Raw genomic sequence first — 16,814 nt, 5'->3', positions numbered from 1 at the left:
ACGCCGGCGAGTGCGGTTCTTCTCCGGTATCTGTTCACACGGCTCTCCTCGCGGTGCGGCTCCCGCGCTCGGGCTTCTCACGGCCCCGGCGCGGCAGGTAGACCAGCGCTTCGGTCCCGGCGAAGCGCAGGACGAACGTCGTCACCAGCGCGAGCGCGGTGGCCGACAGCACGCCCAGGTGGAACTGGTGCACGAACAGGGCGATCAGCGGGATACGCAGCACCAGGTCGGCGTTGGCGAGCAGCGCGAACCGCCCGGCCCGGTCCCACCAGCGCCGGTGCCGGCGCCGCTCGCGGAACAGCAGGTGCTCGATGAGCAGGAAGTTCCAGGCGACGCCGAGCTGGTTGGCGAGGACCTCCGCCGGTACGTAGTGCATGCCGACGGCGGTCAGCGCCCACAGGCCGACCAGGTTCGGGACGAAGCCGGTGAGCCCGATCAGGCCGAAGCCGACCATGCGCGCGACCGGCGAGGCGGCACGCAGGCCGGCCAGATGGCGCAGGAACCGGAAGCCCTCCTGCGCGGTGGACTTGGACTCGCCTGCGAACCGGTCCTGGAAGACGAACGGCACCTCGGTGACCGTGCGCGGGCGGCTGCGGACGGCCAGTTCGAGCAGGATCTTGTAGCCGAGCGGCTGGAGGACCTCGGCGGTGACCGCGCTGCGGCGGATCGCGAAGAAGCCGCTCATCGGGTCGCTGATGCCGCTCAGCCGGCGCGGGAACAGCGCCTTGGTCAGCCAGGTCGCCCCGCGCGAGACGAACACGCGGTAGCTGCCCGCCAGTCCGGCGCGGCTGCCGCCCTTGATGTACCGGGAGGCGACGACCAGCCCGGCGTTCGCCCGTTCGCCGGTGGCGACCAGGTCGGGCACGAGGGACGGCGGGTGCTGGCAGTCGCCGTCCATGACGACGATCCAGTCGGACGTGGCCGCCTTCAGCCCCTCGACGACGGCGCCGCCGAGCCCGCCCACCGGCTCCTCGCGGTGCAGGACGGTCACGGGGAACGGGCAGTCCTGGGCCGCCTTCTCGATGACCTCGGGTGTGTCGTCGGTGGAGTCGTCCACGAAGACGACCTCGCAGGGCAGCCGGGCCGGGACGGCCTCGGTGATCTGGCGCAGCAGCTGCCGGACGTTCGCCGACTCGTTGAACGTCGGTACGACGATGGTGACGGCGCCCGGCTCGGGGATCTCGGCGGTCTCGACGACCTCACCGGGGACGGTGGACTCCTGGCTCATCGCGCGCCTCCGGCGGACGTCTGGATCTGGCGGATCTCGATGCGGTCCTCGCCGGTGCCGAAGGTGGCGACCGGGTCCGAGTGCTCCATGGCGGCCTTGACGTTGGGCAGGTCGGCCGCGTCACGCCGCACGGTCGGCGAGGCGACGACGTAGTCGAGGTCCTTCCAGCCGCGCGGCATCGTCTTCGTCACCGCCGGGTCGAGGTCGGCCTTGTAGAACCAGATGACGCCGAGGCCCGGCCGGTAGCCCTGGTGCACCAGGTCCAGCCAGAGCGCGTCGTCGACCAGCACGCGGGTGCGCTCCGGGTCCTCGACCTCGGTGGCCAGCCATGTGGAGGCGGCCTTGTAGGGGGCGTTGGCGTCGGTGGTGACGGCCGTGCGGGCGCCGTCGTACCAGCGCGGTACGACGTAGGCACCGGCGGCCAGGGCGAGGACGGCGGCGAGCGCGTACCGGCCCACGCCGACGTACCGATTCTCCGCCTCGGAGCGCCGGCGGCTGAGCACCGCGTGGGCGACCGAGGCGGTTCCTCCGGCCAGGACGAGCGCGAGGAACGGCAGGGTCTGGATGACGTACATCGCGGGCAGGTAGCCGTTGGGGCGCAGGGCCAGCGCGGCGAAGATCGCCACGGCCAGGGCGGGTCCGGCCAGGGCGCGGGCGGTGACCGACCAGCGCCAGGTGACGAGCAGGAGCAGGGCGCCCGCGAGGCCGCCGAGGGGCAGGATCTTGTCGTAGTACAGCCACGACTGGAGCACGCCCCAGGAGCCGGAGCCCTGGTCCAGGATGAAGCCCGAACCGGGCCTGGTCATCTGGTACTTGACGCCGTCCCACAGGGACACGTGCCCGCTGCCCGGCAGCAACTCGCCCTTGAGCAGGGCGAACAGGGGGTAGGCGAAGCCGATCAGGGCGCAGGCCGTGACAGCTCCGGTGAGGGCGAACTTGCGGGTGTCCCGGTGGCTGTGGCGCCACATGGTGAGGAACAGCGCGGGCAGGACGACGAGCATCGTCTCCTTGGTGAGCACGGCCGTGGCGGCCACGATGCCCGCACCGAAGTGGTGCCAGAGGTGGCGGCTCGGGGAGGCGGCCAGCGTGAAGGCCAGCAGCGTCCACATCACCGCGAGGTTGTCGAGGAAGATCTCCCGCTGGAGCACGACCGACAGCGGCGAGAGCCCGAAGAACACCATGCCGAGCGCCGCCGCCCAGCGGGGCAGCGCCAGGCGCCGGCCCAGGACGTAGACCAGGACGGCGCTGATGCCGCTGATCACGAGCATCGCCGCGCGCATGCTGCCCACCGTCATCGACTCGGGGCTGATCAGCGCGGGGATCCAGGTCAGCACGGCGATCTGGATCCAGCCGAGCGGCGGGTGGTCGTACCAGTAGGTGTAGTGGGCGAGGCCGTTGCCCTGCTGCACGGACCAGGCCTGGGCGAGGTAGGTCCCCTCGTCGTCGCTGAGGGCCGGGTAGTCGGCGATGTTCCAGCCCTGCACGACGAGGATCACCACGAGGAGCACCCCGCACAGGATCAGGTCGGCGCGGGAGGAGCGCAGCCGGCTCGGCGGCTCCACGCGGCGGTGCGTACCGGTGCGGGACGCAGGCCGGCGCTGCGCGGGGACCTTCGAAGGGGTCACCGCGGGAAGGGTGGAGGTCACGCGGGAACGTCCTCTCGGGTGACGGGAACGTCCTGCCGGGTCACGGCCGTCTCGCCGAGATGCGCGCCCACATGGGTCGTCAGCTCCCAGTCGTTGCGGCCGCGCTGCTCACGCCACACGGCCCGGACGGCCGCGCCGGCGAGCAGGACCTGGTAGAAGGGGCCGCCCACGATCAGTTTCAGGTAGTGCGCGAAGCGGACGCGCAGGCCGTACTGCTTGCCGAAGTCGTGCAGTCCGACGACCTCGAAGACGAAGGTGACCAGGGCGGTGACGGCCGGCAGGAAGGTGATGAAGGCGATGCCGACGGGCACGTCCAGGAACAGCGCGATCGCCACGTTCAGCGGGATGATCAGACCGGTGAAGGCCTGCATGAACGGCGTCATCAGGGTGTAGCGGGCGAGCAGCCGCTGCCCGAGGGTGGGCAGTTGCTTCCAGTCCTTCTTCCGGTACACCTGGAGGAACCCCTGGTTCCAGCGGGTGCGCTGCTTCAGCAGGGACATCAGCGAGCCCGGGGTCTCCTCCCGGGTCACCATGTCGGAGTCGTAGGCGACGACGACCTTCTTGCCGACGCTGGACAGGCGTACGCCCAGGTCGCAGTCCTCGGCGAGGCAGTTCGGGTCCCAGCCGCCGGCTTCCCGCAGGACGTCCGTGCGGACGAACACGGTGTTGCCGCCGAGCGGAATGAAACCTTTCTGCGCGTGCAGGTGGAGGCGCGAGCGGAACCAGAAGAAGTACTCCAGGCAGTTGCGCAGGCTGTACCAGCTGGAGTGGAAGTTGATCAGCTGCACCCCGCCCTGGACGACGTCCGCGCCGGTGGTGCGGAAGGCGTGGTCGACGTGCGCGAGGAGCTCGGGATGGACCTGGTCCTCCGCGTCGAAGACCCCGACGACGTCGCCGCGGCAGTGCGGCAGCGCCGTGTTCATGGCCTTCGGCTTGTTCTTCTTCTCGTGCGTGTCGACGACGACCCGGACCCGTGCGTCACGCGCGGCGGCCTGCTCGGCCACCGCGGTGGTCTCCGGGTCGTCGTGCCCGACGATCACGATGATCTCGAAGTCGGTGTGGCTCGACTCCAGCAGCCGCTGGATCGTGTGGTCCAGCACGGCCTGTTCGTGCCGCGCGGGCAGTAACAGCGAGAAGGAGACGTGCTCGTCCCCGTCCGGACTGCTGAACCGGGTGGAGGCGAGCACTTCCGGCGTACGCCAGGCGTGCATCTGCCACCACAGGGTGAACGCCGCCATCCAGAACAGAGCAAGTGAAACGGCGGCGATGAAGACAGACGTCAGCAAACAGATCCCCCCAGATCCCAGAACCCCCTGACGCGACGGCGGGCCGGTGCGGCCCCATTCGCCACGTCACTGTGCAGAGGTTAAGGGGGAACTGTGAAACCCGGGGGCTGTTCAGATAAAGACCATGTTTCCGTTGATACGTGACGTCAGCCACTCAAGGCCGTACGCAGCCGGTCAGGCTCGGTCGTCGGGGCATCACACGTGAAGTTACGGCAGACGTACGCGGCCGGTTCACCGCCGACCAGCGGACGGTCCGCGAGCAGCGGGAACTCATCGCTCTCCGGGGCGCCGACGGCGACCACCGCACCGGGTGCGGTGCCCAGAAGTGCCGTACGGTGCAAGGACCTTGTGGCCTCGTGGTCGAGGGACGGACCCACGATCGCGACCTCACGCGGCCCGTCCAGCACGGCTTCGGCCACGGCGAGCCCCCAGCCGATGAAGCGCGGCACCCGCGGCCCGAGCGCCTTGACGACCCCGAGCGCCCTGTGCGCGGCGGCGCGGTGCGGCTCGGACCCGGTGTGCGCGGCATAGCTCAACAGGGCGCCCGCGGCCGCGGTCCACCCCGACGGAGCGGCGTTGTCGGTCGGGTCCTGCGGACGGCGGATCAGCCGCTCGGCGTCGGCCGCGGTGTCGTACAGCGAGCCCGACTCGGCGTCCGTGAAACGCGCCAGGACGTGATCGAGGAGGAACCCGGCGAACTCCAGCCACACGCCCTCGCCCGTGACCGACGCGAGCGCGAGGAAACCCTCCGCCACATCCGCGTAGTCCTCCAGGACACCCGCGTTGGCGCCGGCATGACCGTCCTTGCTGGTACGGGTGAGCCGGGCCTGCTCGTCCAGATGCAGCCGGACCAGGAGGTCGGCGGCGGCGACGGCGGCCTCGACCAGATCGGGCCGGTCGAAGTAGGCACCCGTCTCGGCGAGCGCGGCGATCGTCAGCCCGTTCCAGGCGGCCACCACCTTGTCGTCCCGGCCGGGCGCGGGCCGCTCGGCCCGCTTCGCCAGCAGCCGCTCCGAGATCGAGGCGATCTTCTCCGCATCGAACACGCCCTCCCGCACAGGGAGTTGCAGAACGGACGCGCCCTCCTCGAACGTGCCCTCCTCGGTCACACCGAAGTGCCGGGCCGCCAGTTCGGCGTCCTCCTCGCCGAGAACCTCCCGCAACTGCTCGGGCGTCCACACGTAGTAGGCGCCCTCGACGTGCCGACCGGTGCCGTCATCGCTGTCGGCGTCCAGCGCCGAGGCGAACCCGCCCTCGCTCGTGCGCAGTTCACGCACCATGAAGTCGGCGGTCTCCAGGGCGACCCGGCGCGCGAGCTCCGAGCCGGTGGCGCGCCAGAGATGGGCGTACACGCGGCACAGCAGGGCGTTGTCGTACAGCATCTTCTCGAAGTGCGGCACGACCCAGTCACGGTCGACGGAGTAGCGGGCGAAGCCGCCCCCGAGCTGGTCGTACAGACCGCCCCGGGCCATGCGCTCACAGGTGTCCCGCGCCATCTGCAGGGCCCCCTCGGCACCGGTGCGCGCGTGGTGACGCAGCAGGAACTCCAGCACCATGGACGGCGGGAACTTCGGCGCCCCGCCGAAACCGCCGCGCTGCGGGTCGTACTCCCGGGTGAGCCCCAGCAGCGCCTGCGCGAGTTCCTCCTCGCCCGGGGTCCGCGCGTCCCCGTAGGAGATCTCCCGCCCCGCCAGATCCCGGACGATCTTCCCGGCGACCTCGGTCACCTCGTCCCGCCGCTCGTCCCACGCCTGGTGCACCCCCTGGAGCACCTGCCGGAACGAGGGCATGCCCTGGCGGGGGGCGGGCGGGAAGTACGTACCGAAGTAGAACGGCTCTGCGTCCGGGGTGAGAAAGACGGTCATGGGCCAGCCACCCTGCCCGGTCGCCGCCTGCACGGCCTCCATGTACACGGCGTCCACGTCGGGGCGCTCTTCGCGGTCGACCTTGACGCTCACGTAGTGCGCGTTGAGGTACTCGGCGGTCTCCTGGTCCTCGAAGGACTCGTGCGCCATGACGTGACACCAGTGACAGCTGCTATAGCCGATGCTGAGCAGTACGGGCACGTTCCGCTTGCGGGCCTCCTCGAAGGCCCCGGCCGACCAGGGCCACCAGTCGACGGGGTTGTCGGCGTGCTGAAGGAGGTAGGGGGACGTCTCGTGCGCCAGTCGGTTCGGCATGGTGTCCATCCTGCCGCAGTACCCGGCCCCGCACCTGTCAGGCGTCCCGCGGGGGCGCCTCCGCAGCCCCCGCCGGCACGGGCGCCGGGCGGGCGGCACGCCAACCCGCCCTGCTCTTCACACAATCGGGCCGGGTACGCCCCCTCGCCCCGATGCGCCGTCCACAGCACACTTGACCAAGGAAACGACCGAGGAACGACCGCGACGACGGAGAGAGCGCCGTTGCCGCCGGAGGGGGACGTGACATGCGGGACAGTCATCGGGCGGAGGCCGAGCGGCTGTTGGCGCGGGCCGTCGAGGAGGAGGTGCGCCGCTCGGGCGGGCGCAGCGACGGGAAGGTGCTGCTCGCGCGGGCGCGCGGGGCGCTCGACGTGATGGCGCGGAGCGCGTCCGAGGAGTACGAGGCCTACACGCGCGCTCTGGACGAGGCGGCGGCCGGTCAGCTCACCTTCGGGCAGCGCTACGCCCGGGAGGGTGCCGGGACGGCACTGCTGGTGGCGGGGGTGGCGGCGGTCGCGGCCGTGGTCGCCGACATGGCGCTGGGCACGGGGACCGGGACCGCTCTCGGGGCGGGTGTGACGGTGGGGGTCGTGGGGGCGGCGGCGACGGTGGTGAAGGTGGTCGGCTCGCATCTGCCGGCCGCGAGCCGTCGCGCCGGGGCCGCGAGTCAGCCGGGCGGGCCCGAGCAGTTGCGGCTGCAGTGGCTGACCGCGCTGGAGGTGCGGGGCATCCGTCCGTTCCTGGACCAGCAGCGGGTGCTCGCGGCCTCGACCGGGCCGAAGAAGACGGGGCCGCGGCTGCGGGGCGCGGACAAGAGCGCGGCGGCGCGCGGGCGCAACGTGCTGGAGCAGTCCTTCGGGCAGCTCCCGGAACCGGCGGAGCCGTTCGCCGGGCGGCGGCACGAGCTGGCGCAGATCCGGCAGTGGGTGCAGGCGGCCCGGGCGAGCACGGAGACGCAGCCGACGGTCGTCGTGCTGCACGGTACGCCCGGCAGCGGCCGCACGACGCTCGCGGTGCACGCGACGCACGATCTGAAGGACTACTTCCGCGGTGCCTGCGTCGTCGACCTGCGCGCGGACGGGCCGGGCGAGTCCCCGCTGTCCACCCGTGACGCCCTGCTGCATCTGCTGAACCGGCTCGGCGCGCCCCGTGAGCAGCTGCTGTTCCGTGAGCGCTCCTCCCCCGACCAGCAGGTCAAGCGGCTGAGCGAGCTGTATCACCAGCATCTGACGGGCCTGCCGGTGACGGTCGTCCTCGATGACGCCGCGGGCGCCGAGCAGATCCGTGCCCTGGTCCCGGAGCGGTCCGACAGTCTGGTGCTGGTGACCGCGCGGGGTCCGCTGGAGCTGGCGGGGCTGCCCGCGCGGGTGCATCAGCTGGCGGTGGCGCCGCTGGACGCCGCCGGTGCGGAGGACTTGCTGGGGTCGGTGGCGCAGGACCGTTCCGGGCCGTACGACGCGGAGTCCGCGGACCGGGTCCGGGAGCTGTGCGGCGGGTTGCCGCTGGCACTGCGCATCGCCGGCTCGTGCCTGGGCCCGCGCTCCCCGCGCGCGCTGGCCACGGACCTGGCCGCGTACGGCCCGGTGGAGCCGGTGGAGCGTGCCCTGTGGCTGCGCTACACGGACCAGTCGGAGACGGTACGGCGGCTGCTGCGCCGGCTGGCCCTGGCCGGGCGGGCCTCGCTGGGCGCCGCCGCTGCCGCCGCGCTGCTGGCGACCGACGAGGCGGAGGCGAAGCGCCATCTGCAGGCCCTGACCGGCGCCGGCCTGATCGACCACGTCCGGGGCGATCGCTACCGGCTGCACGACCTGGTGCGGTCCTTCGCCCAGGCCCGTCTTCTCGACGAGGAGGAGCCGGCCGAGCGCACGGCGGCGCAGGAGCGGCTGATCGTGAACTACGCCGAGCTGGCCGACTCGGTGCTGCGGATGGTCGACGGCAACATGTCGACCCGCACCAACCGCTTCAGTCCGTACGGTTTCACGTCCCTCGACGAGGCGCTGCGCTGGCTGGACGACGAGTCGAGCTTCATCACGGCGGCGCTGCGGCATGCGGAGGGCGTGGACCAGGCGGCGGTGCTGAACCTGCTGGGTGCCCTGTGCGACTACTGCCTGCTGCGGGGTGACCTCTACCGCCTGGGCGAGATCAGCGAGCTGGCCCAGGCGGTGGACGAGGGTCTGATGGTCCGCTCCGTGCAGTGGCGTACGGGTATCGCGGCGCGGCAGCTGGGCGAGCTGGACAAGGCCCGCACGACGCTCGCGTCGGTCGTGGACCTCTACCGGGAGGCCCATCACGACGCCGGTGCGGCCCGCGCCCTGTGCTCCCTCGGCATCACCCTGCACCACCAGGGCAACCTGACCGAGGCGTCGGAGAAGCTGCGTGAGGCGCTCGCGCTGCAGGCCTCGCCCGCGCTGGCCGTGGACCGGGCGTGGACGATGCACGCGCTCGCGGCGGTGGAGCGGGACCGGGCCCGGCTGGCGGAGGCGCTGGAGCTGCTGACCGAGTCGCTGGTCCTGCATCGCCGGGGCGAGTCCGTGCACGGCCAGGCGTGGGCGCATTTCCAGCTCGGTCAGCTGGGTCTGCGGATGGGGGACGTCCCGCGTGCCGAGTCGGAGCTGCGGGCGGCTCTCGAACTGTACGGCCGGACCCGTGACGCCCGCGGTGAGGCCTGGGCTCTGACGCAGCTGGCCCGGGCGCTGCTGGTCGCCGGGGACGCGTCGCCGGCGGTGGAGGAGCTGCGCGGGGCTGCCGCCCGGCACCGCGACAACGAGGACGCGCGCGGCGAGGCCTGGACGCTGTACTACCTGGGCCAGGCCCTGGAGGAGACGGGCGACCTCGACCAGGCGGTCCGTGAACTGGAACGCGCCCGCACGATGTTCTCGCGGATGCGCGATGTGTACGGCCTGGCCTGTGCCCGGCACCACTCGGCCCGTGTCACCCGCGATCAGCGAGCGGCCCAGACGGGTTCCCTGCGCAACTCCGGCTTCGCGCGGCAGCTGCTGGTCGACGCCCGGGCGGACTTCCAGCGCATCGGTGTCGCCCATGGCGAGGCGTGGACCTGCCTGGAGCTGGCGGTCGTGGACGCGGGCAACGCCCGCACGCAGCAGGCTCTCGGCCTGTGCGACGAGGCGGTGGAGCTGTTCGCTTCGTACGGCGACCGCCGGGGCGAGGACTGGGCCCGCTTCCTGCGCTGCACCCTGCTCCCCTACGCCGCCCCGGGCGGCATGGAGATCGGCACGGCGGTGGCCCAGGAGGAACTGGCGCAGTTGTCCCGCGCCGGTCACGGTCTGCGCGACCAGAAGCTGGACGACTACCTCGACGCGTACCAGCTGCTGCTGGAGCGCGGGGTGACCCTGGAGGCGGGCTGGCAGGCCTGGCGTCTCGGCATGGTGCCGAACCGGCATGCGCGCGAGGTGATGGGCGTGGCCGTGGAGTCGAAGGCGTAGGCCCACGGGCGCGGGGCCCCCGTCTGCGGCGCTCCTCGGAGGCGCGTGGGGCTCCCGTCAGCGGCGCTCCTCCGCGCGCTCGGGGCCCGTCCGCGGCGCTCATCGATACGGCCGGGCACCCGTCCGCGGCGCTCCTCGCAGGTACGTGCGCTCCGGTTCGCGGCGCTCCTCGCAGGCGCGTGCGGCTCCCGTCAGCGGCGCTCCTTCAGTGCGCTCGGGGCCCGTCCGCGGCGCTCATCGATACGGCCGGGCACCCGTCCGCGGCGCTCCTCGCAGGCGCGTGCGCTCCGGTTCGCGGCGCTCCTCGCAGGCGCGTGGGGCTCCCGTCAGCGGCGCTCCTCCGCGCGCTCGGGGCCCGTCCGCGGCGCTCACTCAGTGCGCTCGGGGCCCGTCCGCGGCGCTCCCCCGTGCGCGCGGGGCCCGTCCGCGGCGCTCATCGATACGGCCGGGTACCCGACGGCGGCGCTGCTGGCTGCGCGTGGCGCACCCGTCGGCGGCGCGTGGTGCCGGCCACCGACGGGTGGCGCCCCCCTCGGGGGGTCAGCCTTGCTTCTTGCCGCCCTGGCCGGAGGGCTCGGCCTCCGCGGTTTCCGTGTCCGCCCCCGACGGGTCCGCAGCAGAGGACTCCGGCTGCTCGGCCTTCGGGTCGGGGACCTGGGTGAAGTCGACCCGGTTCATGTGCCGGCTCATGGACTTCATCAGGGCCCACACCGCCAGGGCCATCGCCGCGAAGACGATGAAGCCGAGGACGCCGGGGGTGACCTTGTCCTCGTCGACCTCCTTGGCGAAGGAGACGAGGTGCGTCATTGCCAGGCTTGCGCTTGCGCTCATGTCAGGCATTGTCGCGGATGCCCGCAAAGAGGTCGTCCTCGGGGAGGGAGGTATCGACGAGGGCCTTCGCCAGCTCGTACTCCTCCGTCGGCCAGACCTCCTTCTGGATCTCCATCGGGACCTTGAACCAGCCGCCGTCCGGGTCGATCTGGGTGGCGTGGGCGATGAGCGCCTTGTCGCGGATCTCGTAGAACTCGGCGCACGGGACGTGGGTGGTGAGCGTGCGCTGCTTCATGCCGAACTCCTCCCAGCGCTTGAGCCAGTCCCCGTAGGGGGACTCCAGGCCGCGGTCGAGCATCGCCTGGTGCAGGGCCTCGGTGCGCGGGCGGTTGAAGCCCTGGTTGTAGTAGAGCTTCTGCGGCTGATAGGCGGGGCCGTACTCCGCCTCCGGGTACTTCTCGGTGTCCGCCGCCGACTCGAACGCCACCATCGAGATCTTGTGGGTCATGATGTGGTCGGGGTGCGGGTAGCCGCCGTTCTCGTCATAGGTGGTGATCACCTGGGGGCGGAAGGCGCGGATCTTGCGCACCAGCTCGCCGGCCGCGTGGTCCACGTCCTCCAGGGCGAAGCAGCCCTCCGGCAGCGGCGGCAGCGGGTCCCCCTCGGGCAGCCCGGAGTCGACGAAGCCGAGCCACTCCTGCTTGACGCCCAGGATCTCCCGGGCCTCGTCCATCTCCTTCTTGCGCACCTCGTGGATGTGCTCCTCGATGTACGCGTCGCCCTGGAGCTTGGGATTGAGGATGGAGCCGCGTTCCCCGCCCGTGCAGGTCACGACCAGCACGTCCACCCCCTCGGACACGTACTTCGCCATGGTCGCGGCGCCCTTGCTCGACTCGTCGTCGGGGTGGGCGTGAACGGCCATCAGTCGCAACTGGTCAGTCAAGACTCAATCCTCAGTAAGTCGGCGCCCTGTGTGCGTCGGCGCAATCAGCGGCTTCTATAGTGACCGAATCGGGGGGCGAATAATTCCGGGGCCCGGTCCTGGAGCCCCTTCCGGGACCTTCGTCCCGGCCCGGTCTGGAGGACGATCATGAGTACGGCGAGCACGCGACCGCCCGAGGGCCGATACGGCCGTTCCTCGGACGAGCGCGCCGACCGCACGCTGAAGGTCGTGGGGGCCGTGCTCGCGGTGGCGCTGCTGGGGCTCGTCGGCTGGTTCGGCTACCACTACGTCGCCCAGAACGAGATCAGCGCCGAGGTGATCAGCTTCGAGCCGGGCAAGGAGTCGGTGCAGGTGCATCTGGAGGTCCGCAAGGACGCCGGCACCGACGGCTACTGCACCGTGCGCTCGCAGGCCGAGAACGGGGCCGAGGTGGGCCGGGCCGACTTCCGCTTCGACGGGGACGACACCCGCATCGACAAGGTCGTCACGCTCCGTACGACCTCCCCGGGGACGACGGCCCAGTTGCTGGGCTGCCACGTCGGCTGACGACAACGGGCGTCACCTGGAATACGTACTGCCTGACCTGCATTGACGTGATTCTGGTCGCTTATGTCCTCCCCCTTGGGCCCCTGAATTGTTAGGCTCGTGGTTTCGCCCTTCCGTGAAGGAACATTCTTCTGGGTAGGGCGATGCTTTGTATTCCCAGTACCTACGAGGAGCACCTGTGACCCAGACCAGCGAGAACGTCACCTGGCTGACCCAGGAGGCGTACAACAAGCTCAAGGCTGAGCTTGAGTACCTTACTGGTCCCGCGCGGGCGGAGATCTCCGCGAAGATCGCCGCGGCGCGCGAGGAGGGCGACCTGCGTGAGAACGGCGGGTACCACGCGGCCAAGGAGGAGCAGGGCAAGCAGGAGCTCCGTGTGCGCCAGCTCACCCAGCTCCTGGAGAGCGCCAAGGTCGGTGAGGCGCCCGCGGCGGACGGCGCGGTGGCGCCCGGCATGGTCGTCACGATCGCGTTCGACGGCGACGAGGACGACACGCTGACGTTCCTGCTCGCCTCCCGCGAGTACGCGAGCTCCGACATCGAGACGTACTCGCCGCAGTCCCCGCTGGGCACCGGCGTGATCGGCCACAAGGTCGGCGAGGACGCCCAGTACGAGCTGCCGAACGGCAAGAAGGCTCTGGTCAAGATCCTCAAGGCCGAGCCTTACGAGGGCTGACCCGCAGCCTTCCGAGCCTTGATCCGCCCCCGGCGCCGCAGCGGCACCGGGGGCACTGTCATGCCGTCGCCGACCGGTACTTGCGCACCGCCAGTGTCCGGAACACCACCAGGATCAGGATCGAGTAGATCAGCGAGGCCCAGACGGGGTGCTGCATGGGCCAGGCGTCCGACGGCGACTGGCCCGGGTTGGCGAACAGCACACGGCAGGCCTGGACCGTGGCGCTGAAGGGGTTCCACTCGGCGACGTGGCGCAGCCACGGGGTCATGTGGCTGGTGTCCACGAAGGCGTTCGAGATGAAGGTCACCGGGAAGAGCCAGATCAGGCCGCTGGAGGTGGCCGCCTCGGGCGTCTTCACGGACATGCCGATCAGGGCGCCGATCCAGGTGAACGCGTAGCCGAGCAGGAGCAGCAGACCGAAGGCCGCGAGGACCTTGGCGGCGTTGGTGCTACCGTCCGACCCGACGCGCCAGCCGACCAGCAGGGCGACCACGGCGAGGACGACCAGGGTCAGGGCCGTCTGCACGGAGTCGGCGAGGGTGCGGCCGGTGAGTACGGCGCCGCGCGCCATGGGCAGGGAGCGGAAGCGGTCGATGAGGCCCTTGTGCATGTCGTCGGCGATGCCGGCGCCGGAGCTGGCGGTGGCGAACGTGACGGTCTGCGCGAAGATGCCCGCCATCAGGAAGTTCTTGTAGTCGGCGGCGCTGGTGCTGTCGCCGATCTGCATGGATCCGCCGAAGACGTAGGTGAACAGCACCACGAACATGATCGGCTGGATCAGCCCGTAGATGATCATTTCGGGGATCCGGGACATGCGGATCAGGTTGCGTTTGGCGACGACCAGCGAGTCCCGGATCGACTGGCTGACCGGGTTCGCGGCCGGCGCGACCCGCACGGTGTCGGTGACGGCGCTCACTGGGCGGCCTCCTTGTCGTTCTCCTGGTCCTTGACCTCGGCCACGTGTCCCGTCAGGGAGAGGAAGACGTCGTCGAGGGTCGGCCTGCGCAGGCCGATGTCGTCGATCTCGATGCCCCGCGTGTCCAGTTCGCGGATGACCTCGGCGAGGAGCTTGGCGCCGCCGGTCACGGGCGCGGTGAGCTTGCGCATGTGCTCCTCGACCTTGGTCTCGCCCTTGCCGAAGCCGGCGAGGACCTCGGCGGCGGCCTGGATGTGCTCGCGCTCGTGGACGACGACCTCGACGCGCTCGCCGCCGGTGCGGGCCTTGAGCTGGTCGGAGGTGCCCTGGGCGATGACCTTGCCGTGGTCGACCACCGCGATGTCGTGCGCCAGGTGGTCGGCCTCCTCCAGGTACTGCGTGGTGAGCAGCAGCGTGGTGCCGCCCGAGACCAGGTGCTTGATGACCTCCCACAGCTGCTGGCGGTTGCGGGGGTCGAGGCCGGTCGTCGGCTCGTCCATGAACATCACGGGAGGTGAGACGACCAGGGCCGCGGCGAGGTCGAGGCGGCGGCGCATGCCGCCCGAGTAGGTCTTGGTGGGGCGGTCGGCGGCGTCCGCGAGGTGGAACTGCTCCAGCAGTTCGGCCGCGCGCTCCTTCGCCGCTTTCGCCCGCATCTGGTAGAGCTGGCCGACCATCTGGAGGTTCTCCCGGCCGGTGAGATATTCGTCGACGGCCGCGAACTGGCCGGACAGGCCGATGGAGCGGCGGACCGCGTCGGGCTGCTTGAGCACGTCGATGCCCGCGACGACCGCGCGTCCGCTGTCGGGCCGCAGCAGGGTGGTCAGGCAGCGGACGGTGGTCGTCTTGCCCGCGCCGTTCGGCCCGAGCAGGCCGAGGACCGTGCCTTCGGGCACGTCGAGGTCGACGCCGTCCAAGGCCTTGACGTCACCGAAGGACTTGACCAGCCCTTCGGCGTAGATGGCGCCTGGCATATGAGTCTCCACGTCTTCGTAGATGACCGGACAGACGTCCGGCTAGGCTTTCCACCGACACACCATAACGCGATGTATCGCGTCTCACAATGCGTTTTTGCGCGTCGCTCTCCGTGAGACGAAAGGATCTTCAGCCGACTCGAGGACCGCTCAGCCGATGACCGTGTAGCCCGCCTCGCGCAGCGCCTGACCCACCTCGGCACAGTGCGCCGGGCCCTTCGTCTCCAGGTGCAGCTCGACCTCCGCCTCCGTGAGCCCGAGCCGTGGGTCGGTCCGCACGTGGCTCACATCGAGGACGTTAGCGTCGACCACCGACAACACGCCCAGAAGAGTGGCGAGAGCCCCGGGCCGGTCCGTCAGCCGCAGCCGGACCGCGAGATAGCGGCCCTGCGCGGCCATGCCGTGCCGCAGCACCCGCTCCATCAGCACCGGATCGACGTTCCCGCCGGACAACACCGCGACGACCGGGCCCTCGAAGGTGCCGGGATCGCTCAGCAGCGCCGCGACCGGGCTCGCCCCGGCCGGCTCCACGACCAGCTTGGCCCGCTCCAGGCACAGCAGCAGCGCGGCGGACAACTCGTCCTCGCTGACCGTGCGCACCTCGTCGACCAGCTCGCCGACGATCCCGAACGGCACGTCGCCGGGCCGCCCGACCTTGATGCCGTCGGCCATCGTCGCCGGGTTCTCGACCGTCAGCGGCCGCCCCGCCGCCAGCGAGGGCGGGTAGGCCGCCGCGCCCGCCGCCTGCACACCCACGATCCGCACGTCCGGCCGTACGGACTTCACCGCCACCGCGATCCCGGCCGCCAGCCCGCCGCCGCCGATCCCGACCAGGATCGTGCGCGCCTCGGGGCACTGCTCCAGGATCTCCAGGCCCACCGTGCCCTGGCCGGCGATGACGTCGGGATGGTCGAAGGGGTGGATGAACACCGCACCCGTCTCGGTCGCGTACTCCTGGGCGGCGGCCAGTGTCTCGTCGACCACCTGGCCGTGCAGCCGCACCTCGGCCCCGTAGTCCCGGGTGGCGCTGACCTTGGGCAGCGGGGCGCCGTTCGGCATGAACACCGTGGAGCGCACGCCGAGCAGGGAGGACGCCAGGGCGACGCCCTGCGCGTGGTTGCCGGCGCTCGCGGCCACGACACCGGCGGCGCGCTCCTCGGGCAGCAGGCCGGCGATCCGGACGTAGGCGCCGCGCAGCTTGAAGGAGCCCGTCCGCTGGAGGTTCTCGCACTTGAGATGCACCGGCGAACCGACCATCTGGGACAGGTGCCTGCTGCCCTCCATCGCCGTCACCCGTGCCACACCCGAGAGCATCTTCTGCGCGCCGCGCACGTCGTCGAGGGTGACGGGCCGAAAGGAGTCAGCCGTGCTGTAGCTCATGACTCCAGCATCGCAGTTCACAGGCGGGAACGACCGTTGTGACCAACCTCCGAGACCCGCTTTGCGCAGCGCCGGTACGGCCCGCCTTCCGGCCGCGTACCCTGTCCCCCAATCTGCCAGCCCTCCACGAAGTGAGCCCCCGGCCATGCCCACAACACCTGAAATGTCGATGGACATGACGACCGTCGGTGACACCGGTCTTCTCGACACGCTGCAGCACGAGGTGGCGCTGTTCGCCCGCCGTGCCGAACAGACCCGGCTCGGCGGCGTCGGGCAGGTGCGCAACTCCATGGACCGCGCCGCGTATCTGCTGCTCAACCGCCTCGACAAGGAAGGCCCGATGGGCGTCAAGGCGCTCGCCGCGAGCATGGGGATCGACTCGTCGACGGTCACCCGGCAGGTGGCTCCGCTCGTCGACACCGGTCTGGTCAAGCGCACCTCCCACCCCGAGGACGGGCGCGCGGTGGTGCTCCAGCTGTCCCCGCGCGGACAGGCCCGCCTGGAGGAAGTGCGCTCCTCCCGGAGGCAGTTGATGGCCGAGCTCACCCACGACTGGCAGCCGGAGGAGCGCGAGGCGTTCTGCGACCTCCTCACGCGCTTCAACACCGCGCTGTCCTCCCGGATGGCGGCGCAGGGGGTGCCGGGGCCGGAGGCGCAGCCGACGACCTGAGTGCCGCTCGGCGCGGACTCCGTACGGCTTCGGCACGACGGCCGGGACACCACGCGCGCGTGGCGCCGCCCGAGCCGTGCGCGGCTCTTGACCCCGGGGCCGTCCCTGGCCTGATATGAGACCGGGCCCCCGTTCGTACGCGGCCGGGGCCCGCA

At 71.2% G+C, this 16,814-nt stretch carries 13 protein-coding genes; 4 read left to right on the top strand and 9 right to left on the bottom strand.

Features of this window, described 5'->3' with window-relative positions:
- Positions 1 to 34 precede the first annotated feature (34 nt).
- From ACFY9E_RS26545 to ACFY9E_RS26530, 4 genes are all read right to left on the bottom strand, one after another.
- Positions 35 to 1,228 (bottom strand): glycosyltransferase, encoded by a 1,194-nt coding sequence (locus ACFY9E_RS26545; RefSeq protein ID WP_390988095.1) that lies wholly within the window; start codon positions 1,226 to 1,228, stop codon positions 35 to 37.
- Positions 1,225 to 2,874, bottom strand: coding sequence for a glycosyltransferase family 39 protein (locus ACFY9E_RS26540; protein WP_390988093.1), 1,650 nt, complete (start codon positions 2,872 to 2,874; stop codon positions 1,225 to 1,227). The genes ACFY9E_RS26545 and ACFY9E_RS26540 overlap by 4 nt, the downstream gene beginning before the upstream one ends.
- Positions 2,871 to 4,160, bottom strand: coding sequence for a glycosyltransferase (locus tag ACFY9E_RS26535; protein WP_390988091.1), 1,290 nt, complete (start codon positions 4,158 to 4,160; stop codon positions 2,871 to 2,873). The genes ACFY9E_RS26540 and ACFY9E_RS26535 overlap by 4 nt, the downstream gene beginning before the upstream one ends.
- A 146-nt stretch (positions 4,161 to 4,306) precedes the next feature.
- Positions 4,307 to 6,340 (bottom strand): DUF255 domain-containing protein, encoded by a 2,034-nt coding sequence (locus ACFY9E_RS26530; protein ID WP_390988090.1) that lies wholly within the window; start codon positions 6,338 to 6,340, stop codon positions 4,307 to 4,309.
- A gap of 245 nt (positions 6,341 to 6,585) precedes the next feature.
- On the opposite strand from ACFY9E_RS26530, the gene ACFY9E_RS26525 reads away from it, so the two are divergent.
- Positions 6,586 to 9,783 (top strand): tetratricopeptide repeat protein, encoded by a 3,198-nt coding sequence (locus ACFY9E_RS26525; RefSeq protein WP_390988088.1) that lies wholly within the window; start codon positions 6,586 to 6,588, stop codon positions 9,781 to 9,783.
- Between the two features lie 540 nt (positions 9,784 to 10,323).
- On the opposite strand, the gene ACFY9E_RS26520 is transcribed toward ACFY9E_RS26525, so the two are convergent.
- Complete coding sequence (locus ACFY9E_RS26520) at positions 10,324 to 10,623, bottom strand: hypothetical protein (RefSeq protein WP_390988086.1); 300 nt, start codon at positions 10,621 to 10,623, stop codon at positions 10,324 to 10,326.
- Positions 10,616 to 11,497: a mycothiol conjugate amidase Mca gene (mca, locus tag ACFY9E_RS26515; protein WP_062928787.1), complete on the bottom strand. Its 882-nt coding sequence runs from the start codon at positions 11,495 to 11,497 to the stop codon at positions 10,616 to 10,618. Before mca ends, ACFY9E_RS26520 begins: the two co-directional genes overlap by 8 nt.
- Before the next feature lie 147 nt (positions 11,498 to 11,644).
- Between mca and ACFY9E_RS26510 the strand changes: the two genes are divergently transcribed.
- Both ACFY9E_RS26510 and greA read left to right on the top strand, forming a co-directional pair.
- The gene (locus ACFY9E_RS26510; protein ID WP_390988084.1) at positions 11,645 to 12,043 is read left to right on the top strand and encodes a DUF4307 domain-containing protein; all 399 of its coding nucleotides are present in this window, start codon (positions 11,645 to 11,647) and stop codon (positions 12,041 to 12,043) included.
- 178 nt (positions 12,044 to 12,221) lie between these two features.
- A complete protein-coding gene (gene greA / locus ACFY9E_RS26505; protein ID WP_390988082.1) occupies positions 12,222 to 12,719 on the top strand; it encodes a transcription elongation factor GreA in 498 nt (165 codons plus the stop codon).
- 58 nt (positions 12,720 to 12,777) lie between these two features.
- On the opposite strand, the gene ACFY9E_RS26500 is transcribed toward greA, so the two are convergent.
- From ACFY9E_RS26500 to ilvA, 3 genes are all read right to left on the bottom strand, one after another.
- The gene (locus ACFY9E_RS26500) at positions 12,778 to 13,635 is read right to left on the bottom strand and encodes an ABC transporter permease (protein WP_390988081.1); all 858 of its coding nucleotides are present in this window, start codon (positions 13,633 to 13,635) and stop codon (positions 12,778 to 12,780) included.
- Entirely contained in the window at positions 13,632 to 14,609 is a 978-nt protein-coding gene (locus ACFY9E_RS26495) for an ATP-binding cassette domain-containing protein (RefSeq protein WP_390988079.1), read from the bottom strand. Before ACFY9E_RS26495 ends, ACFY9E_RS26500 begins: the two co-directional genes overlap by 4 nt.
- Before the next feature lie 150 nt (positions 14,610 to 14,759).
- Positions 14,760 to 15,989 (bottom strand): threonine ammonia-lyase, encoded by a 1,230-nt coding sequence (ilvA, locus tag ACFY9E_RS26490; protein WP_390988077.1) that lies wholly within the window; start codon positions 15,987 to 15,989, stop codon positions 14,760 to 14,762.
- A 163-nt stretch (positions 15,990 to 16,152) separates the two neighbouring features.
- Here ilvA and ACFY9E_RS26485 point away from each other — a divergent pair, with 163 nt between their 5' ends.
- Positions 16,153 to 16,659, top strand: coding sequence for a MarR family transcriptional regulator (locus ACFY9E_RS26485; RefSeq protein WP_390988395.1), 507 nt, complete (start codon positions 16,153 to 16,155; stop codon positions 16,657 to 16,659).
- Positions 16,660 to 16,814 lie beyond the last annotated feature (155 nt).

It is taken from the genome of Streptomyces sp. NPDC012466 (genome assembly GCF_042955215.1).
GTDB lineage: Bacteria > Actinomycetota > Actinomycetes > Streptomycetales > Streptomycetaceae > Streptomyces.
This window is presented reverse-complemented; position numbering and strand designations above follow the sequence as displayed.